The organism is Roseospira goensis (assembly GCF_014197795.1).
Lineage (GTDB): Bacteria > Pseudomonadota > Alphaproteobacteria > Rhodospirillales > Rhodospirillaceae > Rhodospira > Rhodospira goensis.
Window position 1 is genome coordinate 65,096 of the sequence record NZ_JACIGI010000009.1, and the last position, 13,021, is coordinate 78,116.

10 protein-coding genes are annotated in these 13,021 nt (G+C 71.8%); 1 reads left to right on the forward strand and 9 read right to left on the reverse strand.

What is annotated here, in order from left to right; genetic code table 11:
* Positions 1-180 precede the first annotated feature (180 nt).
* From thrS to GGD88_RS07180, 5 genes are all read right to left on the reverse strand, one after another.
* Positions 181-2,145, reverse strand: coding sequence for a threonine--tRNA ligase (gene thrS / locus GGD88_RS07160; protein WP_184433434.1), 1,965 nt, complete (start codon positions 2,143-2,145; stop codon positions 181-183).
* A gap of 508 nt (positions 2,146-2,653) precedes the next feature.
* Positions 2,654-3,154: an Hsp20/alpha crystallin family protein gene (locus tag GGD88_RS07165; RefSeq protein WP_184433436.1), complete on the reverse strand. Its 501-nt coding sequence runs from the start codon at positions 3,152-3,154 to the stop codon at positions 2,654-2,656.
* Between the two features lie 336 nt (positions 3,155-3,490).
* Positions 3,491-4,291, reverse strand: a complete 801-nt coding sequence (gene dapB / locus GGD88_RS07170; RefSeq protein WP_184433611.1) for a 4-hydroxy-tetrahydrodipicolinate reductase — start codon at positions 4,289-4,291, stop codon at positions 3,491-3,493.
* 54 nt (positions 4,292-4,345) lie between these two features.
* Positions 4,346-5,719 carry an HlyD family type I secretion periplasmic adaptor subunit gene (locus GGD88_RS07175; RefSeq protein ID WP_184433438.1) on the reverse strand — a complete coding sequence of 458 codons (1,374 nt, stop codon included), beginning with the start codon at positions 5,717-5,719 and terminating at the stop codon, positions 4,346-4,348.
* A 145-nt stretch (positions 5,720-5,864) separates the two neighbouring features.
* Positions 5,865-7,682 (reverse strand): type I secretion system permease/ATPase, encoded by a 1,818-nt coding sequence (locus GGD88_RS07180; RefSeq protein WP_184433440.1) that lies wholly within the window; start codon positions 7,680-7,682, stop codon positions 5,865-5,867.
* 635 nt (positions 7,683-8,317) lie between these two features.
* Between GGD88_RS07180 and GGD88_RS07185 the strand changes: the two genes are divergently transcribed.
* Entirely contained in the window at positions 8,318-8,743 is a 426-nt protein-coding gene (locus GGD88_RS07185) for a helix-turn-helix domain-containing protein (RefSeq protein ID WP_184433443.1), read from the forward strand.
* 78 nt (positions 8,744-8,821) lie between these two features.
* On the opposite strand, the gene GGD88_RS07190 is transcribed toward GGD88_RS07185, so the two are convergent.
* The 4 genes from GGD88_RS07190 to pgmG form a co-directional block, all read right to left on the reverse strand.
* Complete coding sequence (locus tag GGD88_RS07190) at positions 8,822-10,039, reverse strand: beta-ketoacyl-[acyl-carrier-protein] synthase family protein (protein WP_184433445.1); 1,218 nt, start codon at positions 10,037-10,039, stop codon at positions 8,822-8,824.
* 42 nt (positions 10,040-10,081) lie between these two features.
* Positions 10,082-10,333, reverse strand: coding sequence for an acyl carrier protein (locus GGD88_RS07195; RefSeq protein ID WP_184433448.1), 252 nt, complete (start codon positions 10,331-10,333; stop codon positions 10,082-10,084).
* 46 nt (positions 10,334-10,379) lie between these two features.
* Positions 10,380-11,489, reverse strand: coding sequence for a UDP-3-O-(3-hydroxymyristoyl)glucosamine N-acyltransferase (locus tag GGD88_RS07200; RefSeq protein WP_184433451.1), 1,110 nt, complete (start codon positions 11,487-11,489; stop codon positions 10,380-10,382).
* Positions 11,490-11,597: 108 nt separating this feature from the next.
* The gene (gene pgmG / locus GGD88_RS07205; protein ID WP_184433455.1) at positions 11,598-13,010 is read right to left on the reverse strand and encodes a phosphoglucomutase/phosphomannomutase PgmG; all 1,413 of its coding nucleotides are present in this window, start codon (positions 13,008-13,010) and stop codon (positions 11,598-11,600) included.
* Positions 13,011-13,021 lie beyond the last annotated feature (11 nt).

The following is a 13,021-nucleotide window of genomic DNA, read 5'->3' on the forward strand; positions in this document are numbered from 1 at the left end:
TCCCGCGTCCCTCGATCCCCAGTCTCGGGGTCCCCAGTCCCGGGGTCCCCAGTCCCGGGGTCCCCAGTCCCGGGGTCCCCAATCTCGCGGAACCCCGGTCTCGCGGAGACCCGGTCTCGAAGACCTTGACCGTCCGCCCCCCAGCCCCTCCGGCTTCCCGGCGGGAGCCCGGGCGGGCGGTCAGGCCACCCGGTCCATGCCGCCGGGTCCGGCTTCGGCCGACTGGCGCACCAGATCGGGCGGCATTGCCTCCTCTTTGAGTGTATTCAGCGTGTCTTCGAGCGCAAGCACTTCCTGTCGCGCCCCGCCCAGGCGGCGCAGCGCCACCGTGTGGTCCTCGGCCTCGCGCTTGCCGACGACGGCGATCACCGGGACCTTGGCCGCCGAGTGTTCCCGCACCTTATAGTTAATCTTCTCGTTGCGGGTATCCATCTCGGCCTTCAGGCCGGCCCGGCGCAGCGCCGTCACCACCGCGCTGGCGTAGGCGTCGGCATCGCTGGTGATGGTCGCCACCACCACCTGGAGTGGCGCCAGCCACAGCGGGAAGCGCCCAGCCGTGTTCTCGATCAGGATGCCCAGGAAGCGCTCGAAGGTGCCCAGAATGGCCCGGTGCAGCATGACCGGGCGGTGCTTCTCGCCGTCCTCGCCGACATATTCGGCGTCCAGGCGCTCCGGCAGCACGAAGTCCACCTGCAAGGTGCCGCACTGCCAGTCGCGGCCGATGGCATCGCGCAACACGAACTCCAGCTTGGGGCCGTAGAAGGCGCCCTCGCCCGGGTTCAGGGTCCAGTCCAGGCCGGCGGCCTCGGTGGCCTCCTTGAGCGCGGCCTCGGCCTTGTCCCAGGTGGCGTCGGCGCCGGCCCGCACCTCGGGCCGGTCGGAGAACTTCACGGCCACCGACTCGAAGCCCAGGTCCTGGTAGACGCTCTTCAGCAGGTCGCAGAAGGCGCGGGTCTCCGAGACGATCTGGTCCTCGGTGCAGAAGATGTGGGCGTCGTCCTGCACGAAGGCACGCACCCGCATCAGGCCGTGCAGGGCGCCGTGGGCCTCGTTGCGATGGCAGGAGCCGAACTCGGCCATGCGCAGCGGCAGATCCCGGTAGCTCTTGATGCCCTGGCGGAAGATCTGCACGTGCCCGGGACAGTTCATGGGCTTGAGCGCCAGCATGCGGTCGTCGTCGGTCGAGGTCGTGAACATGTTCTCGCGGAACTTGGCCCAGTGCCCCGAACGCTCCCACAGCGAGCGGTCGACCACCGACGGCGTGTTCACCTCGACGTACTCCGCCGCCTCCAGGCGCCGGCGCATGTAGGACTGCAGGGTGCGATACAGCGTCCAGCCCTTGGGGTGCCAGAACACCGCGCCCTGCGCCTCCTCCTGGAGATGGAACAGGCCCATCTCGCGGCCCAGGCGGCGGTGGTCGCGCTTCTCCGCCTCCTCCAGCATGTGGAGGTAGTCCTTGAGCTGCTTGTCCGTGGCCCAGGCGGTGCCGTAGATGCGCTGGAGCTGGGCGTTGCGGGCGTCGCCGCGCCAGTAGGCGCCGGCCAGCTTGGTCAGCTTGAACGCCTTGCCGAGGCGCCCCGTGGACGGCAGGTGCGGCCCCCGACAGAGGTCCTTCCAGTCCCCCTGGCGGTAGACCGTGATGGGCTCGCCCGCCGGCAGGTCGGCGATGATCTCGGCCTTGTACTGCTCGCCCAGCCCCTTGAAGTGGGCGATCGCCGCGTCGCGATCCCAGACCTCGCGCGTGATGGCCTCGTCGCGGTCGACGATCTCGCGCATGCGGGCCTCGATGCGCTCCAGGTCATCCGGCGTGAACGGCTCGTTGCGGGCGAAGTCGTAGTAGAAGCCGTTCTCGATCGCCGGCCCGATCGTCACCTGGGTGCCGGGGTACAGCTCCTGCACCGCCTCCGCCATGACGTGGGCGGCGTCGTGGCGGATCAACTCCAGCCCGGCCTCGTCCTTGGCGGTGATCAGCGCCACGGTGGCGTCGTGCTCGATCGGTCGGGTCAGATCCCACATCTCGTCGTCGACCGTGCAGGCCAGCGCGGCCTTGGCGAGGCCGGGACCGATGTCGCGGGCGATGTCCAGGCCGGAGACCGGCCCCGGGTAGTGACGTCGACTGCCGTCGGGCAGCGTGATGGCAACCATGGGAAACACCTTCAGGACGGGCGACGCGGTCGCGCCGGCATCGGGGCCGGGCGGCACGCGGGCAACACAAGCGGCGGGCGGAAGAGGGACCCCCACGCGGACCGTCCACGCGGCCATACGGCCACCGGTCGGCCTGGGGGTCGAGCGTGACGTCTCACCCCCACACGGGGGTTCGCCGGCCCGCGCACGGCGCTGCGGTCGCGCCGCCGAGGGCGGACGACGGGGGGCAGGACCGGAGGGCAGCGGGCGCGATCATGGCGTCTAGCATCACGAGACGGGGTGGGGACGGCGACCGCCGGGCAGACCGCCGCCTGCGCTCACCTTAGTCCGCCGGACTCCGATGTCAAGGCGACGCCGCGGTGCAACACGCCGGATGCCCGCCGGATGCCCGCCAGATGCCCACCGGACACGCCGCAGGGCGGGCGACGCTGGGCCGCCCGCCCCGCCTCCGGGTGGGGGGTCACCCGACCCGCTCGCGCGGCGCCGGCCGCCCGGCGCCGCACCGTGATCACGCCGCCTCGACCGGAATCTTGCGGGTGTTCTCCTTGGCCTCGGCGCTGCGCGGCAGGGTCACCGTCAGCACGCCGTTCTTGAAGGCGGCCTTGATGCCCGCGGCGTCGACGCCGGCGGGCAGCGGAACCGAGCGGTAGACCGAGCCGTAGCTGCGTTCGGCGACGTAGTACCCGGTCTTCTCCTCCTTCTTCTCAATCTTCTTCTCGCCCTTGATCACCAGGCTGTCGCCGACCACCGACAGGTCGATGTCCTTCTCTTCCATGCCGGGCAGCTCGACCGTCACTTCGACGCCGCCGTCGGTCTCCACCACGTCGGTGGCGGCGCGGGCGCCGAAGCCGGGGCCGAACGGGCCGAAGGGCCGGTCCAGGGCGCCCCAGAAATCATCGAAGGCCCGGTTCATGTCGCGCTGCAAGGCCATCATCGGATGGTCGGACGCACCTTCGCGTCCCCCGTCACGCCCCTTATGGGCCCAGGGAATGATGTCATGGAGTCTCATGATCCGCCTCCCTCTCGCATATCGTGAGCGGACGGATCGTCCCTGCGGATCGCGGGGTCGGCACGGCGGATGCCGGGGCCTGGGCCGGGCGGACGCGGCCGGATCAGCGCATGACGCCAGTCGTTCGGCACAGGCACGGGCCCGCCGCAGTCGCCCACCCGATGCCCCGGGGCGGTCTTCCGGCCGGGCGCGATCCAGCGGACGTCCTCGGTCAAGATGGACCCCGCCCGGCGGGGGATCAAGATATCCGTCCATGCAGCGAATGCATGACAATATCGCCCGTCATGCGGGCAGGCCGCCGCGGCGGCCCCCACTGCAGGACTTCGGTGCAGGACTTCAGTGCAGGCCGAGCACGTCGGCCATGGAATACAGGCCGTTGGGCCGGTCCGCCGCCCAACGGGCGGCCCGCAGCGCGCCGCGGGCATAGATGGCGCGATCGCTGGCCTTGTGGGTCAGTTCCACGCGTTCGCCCGGCCCGGCGAAGACGACGCTGTGGTCGCCCACCACGTCGCCGCCGCGCAGCACGGCGAACCCGATGTGGCCATCCGCGCGCGGGCCGGTGTGGCCGTCGCGTCCGCGGTCGGCCACCGCGTCCAGATCGACCCCGCGGCCGTCGGCGGCCGCGCGCCCCAGGCCGAGCGCGGTCCCAGAGGGCGCGTCGACCTTGTGTCGATGATGGTGTTCGACGATCTCGATGTCGTAGTCGACGCCCAGGGTGGCCGCCACCTGACGGGTCAGCGCGAACAGCAGGTTGACGCCGACGCTCATGTTGGGTGCCTGCACGATGCGGGTGTCGCGGCCGGCCTCGGCCAGCCGCGCCAGCCCGGCGGCGTCCATCCCGGTGGTCCCGACCACCAGGATGGTGCCGGTCTGCGCCGCCAGGTCGGCGTGGGTCAGGGTCGCGGCCGGCGCCGTGAAGTCGATGACGGCATCGACCGCCGCGAACATCTCGGCCGGATCGGCGGTGATCGTGGCGCCGACCGATTCGGCCCCGACCACACCGGCGACGTCGGCGCCCACCAGGGCGCTGCCCGCCCGCTCGGTGCCGCCGGCCAGACGCACCCCCTCGCCCTCCAGGGCCGCCTGGATCAGCATGCGGCCCATACGCCCGCCGCAGCCGGCGATCCCCACCTTCAGCATCGTGCCCCTCTCGTTGGTCGTGACCGGACCCGTACCGCGGGTCGCGGCGATCTACTGTTCGGTGAACGCCTTGGCGAAGTAGTCGGTCATCGGCTTGACGATGTAGTCCAGCATGGTGCGCTCGCCGATCTTCACCACCACGTCGGCCGGCATGCCGGCGGTCAGCCGCTGGTCGCCCAGCTTGGCCAGCTCCTCGTCCGGCACGATCACCTCGATGCGGAAATAGGCGGTGTTGTCGCGCTCGTTGACGATGCGGTCGCGCGACACGGTCGTGACCTCGCCCAGGATGATAGGCGTTGTGCGCATGTTGAGCGCGCTCAGCCGCACCTCGGCCTCCAGGCCGGGATGCACGGCGTCGATGTCGGTCGGCGAGACCTGCCCCTCGATCACCAGCCGGTCGTCCAGCGGCACGATTTCCATGATCGCATCGCCCGGCCGGATGACGCCGTTCTCGGTGTGCACCTGGAGGTTCTGCACCGTGCCGGCGAGCGGCGCGCGCACGTCGATGCGGTCCAGGGTGTCGCGCGCCACCACGACCTTTTCGCGCAACTGGCCGATCTCGTTGCGCACCTCGCGGAGCTGGGCCACCACCTCCTCGCGGAACTTCTGGCGGGTCTGGATGATCTGCAGTTCGGCCTCGCCGATGCCCTTCTCGGCGCGGGCGATGTCGGCCAGGGTGGAGCCGATGGTGCCCTCCAGGTTGGCGACCTCGCGCTCCATCGCCAGGATACGGGTGCGCGGGTAGTAGCCCTTCTCGTACAGCTCACGCAGGCCGACCAGCTCCTCGCGGAAGATATCGCGCTGACGCAGCTTCGAGTCGTGCTGGGCCTCCAGGCCGGCGATCTCCTGGCGGAACTGCTGGATGCGCTGGCGCAGGATGGCGACCTGTCCGTCCAGCGAGCGTTTGCGCTCGCGGAACTGCTCGCGCTGATCGGCGATGATCTCGGCGACATCGGGATCGTCGGCGCGCTCCAGCAGCTCTTCCGGGAAGGTGATGTCCTCGGCATCCCGCTGCTCCGCCACCAGGCGGGCTTCCAGGGCCATGGCCTCGTTCAGGCTCTTGCGGTTGACGGCCTCGACCGCGGCGGCCTTGGTCGGGTCCAGCCGGACCAGGACGTCGCCGGCCTGGACCACGTCGCCCTCGTCGACCAGGATTTCCTTCACGATACCGCCTTCGAGGTGCTGGATCGTCTTGCGATTGCTCTCGACGATCACGGTCCCGGGGGCGATCACGGCGCTGTCCAGCGGGGCCGTGGCGGCCCAGGTGCCGAGCCCGCCGAACATGACCAGCACGACCATCAGGCCGAGCAGGATGACGGGCTTGGCGTTGGTGGGCGGATCCGGGTCGGCGGCCGGCCGGGCGGCGTCGGTGCGGGCCGGCAGCCCGCGCTCCTGGAGCGGAACGATGTTGCCTTGGTTCGACATGGCGCGCGGCGCCCTCCTTCACGGCGGTGCGACGGGCGGTCTTTCACCCGTGCCGGTGTTCGCGTCTGGATACGGACCTTGCAGGCGGAGTCAACCGCCTCTCGATGGCCCTGTTCGATGGCCCTGTGATGGCGGGGCGGCCCGATCAGGCGCCCACGCCCCCGGCCTGACCCCCGGCCTGACCGCTCGCCTGACCGCTCGCCTGACCGCTCGCCTGCCCCCCTGTCCCGGGCAGGCTGCGCGGCCCTGCGCCACCGCCACCGGCCCCGCCGGCCTGGGCCACCGGCTTGGGCTGCATGACCTTGGCCAGGATCTCCTTGCGCGGTCCGATGGCATCGACCATGCCACCCTTCAGGACCAGGATGGTGTCGACGGCGTTGAGCAGGGTCGGGCGGTGGGTGATGACGATGACGGTCTTGCCGGCCTCCTTGAGCCCGCGCAAGGCGTGCATGAGCGCGTTCTCGCCCTCGGAGTCCAGGTTGGCGTTGGGCTCGTCGAGCACCAGGAGCTGGGGCTCGCCGTACATCGCCCGGGCCAGCGCCACGCGCTGGCGCTGGCCGCCCGACAGCACCGCGCCGCTGGCGCCGATCTGGGTGTCGTAGCCCTCGGGCAGCGTCAGGATCATCTCGTGCACGCCGGCGCGCTGGGCGGCGCGCACCACCGCCTCGGGGTCGATCTCGGTGAAGCGGGCGATGTTCTCCGCCACCGTGCCCTCGAACAGCTCGACGTCCTGCGGCAGGTAGCCCAGGTGCTGACCCAGCGCCAGCTTGTCCCAATGCGCCATGTCGGCGCCGTCCAGGCGCACGGTGCCCTGGGCCGGCGGCCACACCCCCACCAGGACGCGCGCCAGCGTCGACTTGCCGGCCGCGCTGGGGCCGATGATGCCCAGCACCTCGCCCGGGGCGACCGCGAACGAGACCCCGCGCAGCACGATGGTGCGGCCGTCCGGCGGGCCGGCGACGACGCGTTCGGCGCTCAGGTTCCCCTCGGGCGCCGGCAGCGCCATACGCTCCTCGTCCATGCGGGTGCTCAGCAGCAACTCGCGCAGCCGGCCGTAGGCGGCGCGGGCGTTGGTGAAGTTGCGCCACTGCGAGACCGCCTGCTCGACCGGCGCCAGCGCCCGGCCCATCAGGATGGACGCGGCGATCATCACACCCGGGCTGACGATCTGCTCGATCGCCAGGAAGGCGCCCGTGCCCAGGATGGCGATCTGCAGGAACATGCGCACCGACTTCGACGTCGCGATGATGACGCCGGCGCGGTCGCTGGCCTGGGACTGCAGCGCCAGCACCTTGCGATGGCGGTCCTTCCAGCGTTTCAGGATGCCAGGCATCATGCCCATGGCTTCCATGGCCTCGGCATTGCGCACGCTGGTGGAGACGTAGTTGTTGGCGTTGATGCTGGCCTGGTTGGCGCCCTTCAGCGGCTCGCGCGACCACAGCGCGTTCGCCAGCGCCAGACCGAAGATGACCACCGCGCCGGCGGTGGCGACCGCGCCCAGGAGGGGGTGCAGCAGGTACACGGCGGCCAGGAACAGCGGCACCCAGGGCGCGTCGATGAAGGCGATGAGGCCGGCGCCGGTCAGGAACTCGCGCACCGAATCGAGGTCGCGCAGGGCCTGCGCCTGACCGCCGCCGGGGGCCACCACACTGCGCCGGAACACCGCCGAGAACAGCGACGTGCCCACCTGGCCGTCGAGCCACGCCCCCGCGCGCACCAGGATGCGACTGCGAATCGTCTCCAGAACGCCCATGATGATGAGCAGCCCGCCGGCCAGGATGGTCAGGCCGATGAGGGTCGGCTCGGAGCGGCTGGTGAGGACGCGGTCGTACACCTGAAGCATGTACAACGGCGCCACGAACATCAGAAGATTGATAAAAAAGCTGAAGACGAAGATCGACAGAAACGCGCCGCGACAGGCGCGCAGGGCGCGGTCCAGCTCGCTATGAAAGGTTTTCGCCACGCCTTGCTCCGTCTCGCGGCCCGGCGTCGCGGGCCGTTGTCATTATCTTGCACGGGGCGTCGCACCGAAGCGGTCTGCCCCACCCCTCGGGTCCGACCTCGAGTCAGCCTTGAGACCGTCCCGCACCCGTCCCGCTGCCGATCACGGCGCGCGCCGGATCGTCGCCACGGCCGCAGCCGGTCATGTCATGGCCGGTCATGGTCGGGGGATCATGCCGGCCGAACTCCCCCTCCGGCGCCGGCGGCCCTCCCGAATTGGGCCTCTGGCGCCGCTTGTCAAGCGACGTGTGGTCGGCCGCCTGGTCCGGCGAAGCCCGGCTCCGGCAGGGCTTGAGTCCGCCCTGGCGACGCGTGTACAGTAACTGTTGAAGGGGTGGCGGATCCAGACTATTGTCCAGGACGCTTCCCGGGAGCGGGGTGCGCCCGATGGGGCCGACAGGGCCGACAGGGCCGGCGCGAGACCGGCGGCGGACGGCACGGTGGCGGACGGCACGGTGCGGACGGCACCGTACGGGCACGCGCCGGAACGGGCCAATCGCCAGCGGCCGGAGCCACCGGAATCGCCGGAGTGCACGACCGTGCCTGCGGTGGTGTCGTATCATCAACTCGTATGGTCAACCATGGGGACCTTGAACCGTGTATTCCCATCCGCAACAAGGGGCCGGCCCTGACGCACAGAAGCTGCGCCGCGCGGCGGGCCGATGGCTCAAGGCCCTGCGCGAAAAGCGCCAGCTTTCGCAGCGCCAGCTCGCCGCCCTGGTCGAGGTGGAGTACTACACGTTCATCTCCCAGATCGAGGCCGGGCGCGGCCGCATCCCGCCGGACCGCTACGAATCCTGGGCCGCCGCCCTCGACGTCCCCGTGATCCCGTTCGTGAAGACCCTGATGGGCTTCTATGATCCGGTCACCCATCGCATCCTGTTCGGCCACGAGGCGCCGGCCCTGCCCGAAGACCTGCGTCCCCAGCCGGTGGCCGACGACGCCGCGGACGGCGGCGATGCGGCCGACGACGCCAAGGGATCCGGCGGCGCCCGGGTGGCCACCACCGGCGGTCACGGCTGACCCGCGAGCCACCGGCCACGTCCTCCACGCTTCACGCGACCCCCGGCGACACGAGTCGATCGGGCGCCGCGACCCGGCTCAGCCGGCCCGCCGCACTGCCAGCACCGCGTTGAGCCCGCCGAAGGCGAAGCTGCTCGACAGCGCCGTCTGAAGCGCGGCCGCCCGGCCGGTATTGGGCACCACGTCCAGCGGACAGTCCGGATCTGGCGCGGTGAAGTTCAGCGTCGCCGGGATGAAGCCCTCCTGCAACGCCACCACGCAGGCCACCAGTTCCAGCCCGCCGGCCGCCCCCAGCCCGTGGCCGTGGAACGACTTGGTCGACGACACCGGCACCGTTGCCGCCCGCTCCCCGAACACCGCGGCGATCACCTTGGCCTCGGTCGCGTCGTTGGCCATGGTGGCGGTGCCGTGGGCGTTGATGTAGTCCACCTGGTCGGGCGCCAGCCCGGCGTCGTCGAGGCAGGCCCGCACCGCTCGCGCCGCCCCGTCGACCGACGGGAAGGTGATGTCGCCGGCGTCCGCGCTCATGCCGAACCCGGCCATCTCCGCCAGCACCGGCGCCCCGCGCGCCGCCGCCGCCTCCCAGGCCTCCAGCACGAACACCCCGGCGCCCTCGCCCACGACCATCCCGGTGCGGTCCTTGCTGAACGGCCGGCAGGTGTCGCGCGAGACCACGCGCAGCGCCTCCCAGGCCTTCAGGTTGCCGAAGTTGACCAGGGCGTCGGTGCCGCCCACCACGGCGCGATCGACCATCCCGCTGCGCACCATGTGGACGCCCAGGCCGATGGCGTGGTTGGCGCTGGCGCAGGCGCTGGTGACGGCGAACGCCGGGCCGGTGATGCCGTGCGCCATGGTCACATGGCTGCACGCGGCGTTGCCCATGTAGCGCGGCACCGTGAACGGATTGACGCGGGTCTTGCCCTCCTTGAACAGGCGGGTGAACCCGTCCTGAAGGGTGGCGATACCCGCGCCGCCGGTGCCGATGATGCAGGCCGTGCGCTGGCCGGCCGCCGGATCGGCGCGCAGATCCAGGCCGGCCATGGCGATGGCCTCGTCGGCGGCGGCCAGGCCGAACTGGGCGAACGGATCCAGGAGCGGCAGGCGGTCCTTGCCGAGCCGGGCCTCGGCGTCGAAGCCGCGCACCTGGCCGACAACGGTGATGCCCTTGGGCACCTCGTCCAGGCCCTCGGGGGGGCGCAGCCCGCCCGCCCCCTCAAGCAGGGCACGACGGAAGGTGGCGACGTCGGTCCCGATGGCGGACACGACGCCCATGCCGGTGATGGCGACGCGGGTCATGGACTGGGGTCCCGGACTGGATGGCGGCACGGGCGTGACCCGTCAGCCTTGCTTCTCGATCTCGGCGGCGACGGCGTCGATGACGTCGCCCAGGGTGCCAAAGTCACTGTCGAGGGTGTTGGCGTTGTAGGGGACCTCGATGTCGAACGCCTCCTCGACCGCGAACACGATCTCGACGAAGTCGAGGGAGGAGATCTCCAGGTCCTTGATGCGGGCCTCGCGGCTCAGGCGCTCGCGCGGCAGGTCGGTCTTCTCGACGACGATGTCGAAGATTTTCTGATCCAGATCGCTCATGATTCCCGGCCGTTGTTCTTGATCGTGGAAGACGCCCGTCCGCGCCTCACCCGGCGCCGTTGGCCCCGTCGTCGGCGTGCCGCCCCGGACGGACCGCCGCCTTGAGCGCCCTGACGTCGCGGAACAGCCCCTTCAGGCGCTGGGTGAGCATGTAGGTCTCAAAGGCCCGTTCGCGCTCCACCGCCGGCGTGCCGGCGTAGACGGCGCGACCCTTCAGGCTGGTGCCGACCCCGCTGCCCGCCGCCACCACGGCGTCGTCGCCGATGGTGACGTGGTCGGCCACGCCGACGCGTCCGGCCAGCACCACGCGGTCGCCGATGACGGCGCTGCCGGCTATGCCCACCTGCCCGCAGAGCATACAGTGGGCGCCGACCCGCACGTTATGACCGATCAGCACCAGGTCGTCGATCTTGGTGTGGTCGCCGATGCGGGTATCGCTGAGGGTGCCCCGGTCCAGGCAGGCGCAGGCGCCGACCTCGACGTAGTCGCCCAGGGTGACCGCCGCCAGCGAGTGGATCCGCACCAGGCCGGTGTTGGTGGCGTCCACCCGCCCGGTCTCTTTGGCGCTCTCGACGCTGCCCTTCTCCGGCGTGACGAAGCTGAAGCCGTCGGCGGCGATGCTGGCGTTGTGATGCAGGATGACATGGGCGCCCAGGGTGCTGCCCGACCCGATGCGGGCGCCGGCATGGATCAAGCCGTGCGGCCCGATGCGCACCCCGGCGCCGATGGTGACATGGGAGCACACCACGGTTCCGGCGCCGATCTCGGCGCCGGCCCCGACGTGGACGAACGGCCCGATCGCCACCCCCTCGCCCAGGGTGACGCCGTCCTCGATCACCGCGCTGGGATGGACCCCGACCGGCACCGGCGGCGGCGGCGCGAACGCGCCGGTCAGCCCGGCCATCGCCAGGCGCGGCCGGCCGACGGCGACCAGCGCGCCGACGGCGCCCGCCGGCACCCGCGCCACGGCGTCGGCGGCGACCACCGCCACCTTGGCGGCGCTGTCCGCCAGCAGCGCGAGCAGCGTCCCGTCCATGGCGACCGCCACGTCGTCCGGCGCCCGCGCCTCGGCCGGATGGCAGGGCCGACGCACGGGCAGGGTTCCGTCGCCATGAAGGTCGGCGTGCAACAGGGCGGCCAGGTCAGCGGCATTCATGCGCAGGGATCCGGGAGACTCGGGGGCAGGGGCGTGATGGGTCGACCATAGAGGCTCGCCCCCGCCCTGGCAACGGGCGCCGGCCGTGGACGCCTCCGCCCGCCGCGGTCACGGGGCCAGGACGTCGGGCAGCGGCACGCCCGCCGCCCGCAGGGCCGTCCCCAGCGCGGCGCGCAGGCGCATCAGGCCGGCGGCGGTGTCGGACTCGCAGCGCGCCACCAGCACCGCCTGGGTGTTGGACGCCCGCAGCAGCCACCAGCCGTCGGGCGTGCTGACCCGCACCCCGTCCACCGCGCACACGGTGGCGCCCTCGGCGCGCAGGCGGGCGCGGATGCGGTCCATGACCGCGAACTTCTCGGCATCGGGACAGGGGAAGCGCAGTTCGGGGGTGTTGACCCGGCGCGGCATGGCATCCAGGCGGGTCGCCAGGGTCTCGCCCGCCGGCCAGCCCGCCACCATCCCCAGCAGCCGTACCGCCGCGTACAAGGCATCGTCGAAGCCGTAGTAACGGTCGGCGAAAAACAGGTGCCCGCTCATCTCGCCGGCCAGCGGGGCGCCGGTCTCGGCCATGCGGGCCTTGATGAGCGAATGCCCGGTGCGGACCATTTCCGGGCGCCCGCCCAGGGCGGCGATGCGGTCGAACAACACCTGACTGGCCTTGACGTCGGCCAGCACCAATGCCCCGGGATGCGCGGCCAGGACCGGCTCGGCCAGCAGGGCCAGGATCTGGTCGCCCCACAGGATGCGGCCCTGCCCGTCGATCACGCCCAGGCGGTCGCCGTCGCCGTCGAAGGCCAGGCCCAGGTCGGCGCCCTCCTGGGCCACCGCGGCGCGAAGCTGGTGCAGCGTCTCCGGGTCCGTGGGGTCGGGGTGATGGGCCGGGAAGGTGCCGTCCACCGCCCCGTTCAGCACCACATGCCGGCCCGGCAGGCGCGCGGTCAGGCCCTCCAGCACCGCCGCGGCGGCGCCGTTGCCAGGATCCCAGACCACCGTCAGGGCGCGGTCGCCCCCATCCCAGTCCGCCGCCAACCGGTCCAGATAGGCGTCCGCGACCGGAGTCTCGTCCACCGTCCCGGCCGGCGGGGTCGACGGCGGCGCCTCGGCCGCCAGCCGGCCCAGCGCGGCGATATCGGCGCCGTACACCGGCCGCTCGGCCCGCGTCATCTTGAAGCCGTTGTGGTCCGGCGGGTTGTGCGAGCCGGTGACCATGATGCCGGCGTCGGCCGCCAGGTGGCGCACCGCGAAGTACAGCATCGGCGTCGGCCCCAGCCCGACGCGGCGGACCCGCGCGCCGGCCTCGACCAGGCCGAGGACCAGGGCGTCGTCCAGGGCCGGGGAACTCAGCCGCCCGTCGCGGCCGACGCAGACCGTCGCCCCGCCGCCCGGGGCGACCCAGCGGCCGAAGGCGCGCCCCAGGGCGCGGGCATCGGCGGCCGACAGGGTCTCGCCGACGATGCCGCGGATGTCGTATTCGCGCAGGATGGTGGGGTGCAGGGCGTGGCCTCCCTCGGGGTCCGGCATGGCGTGGTGCG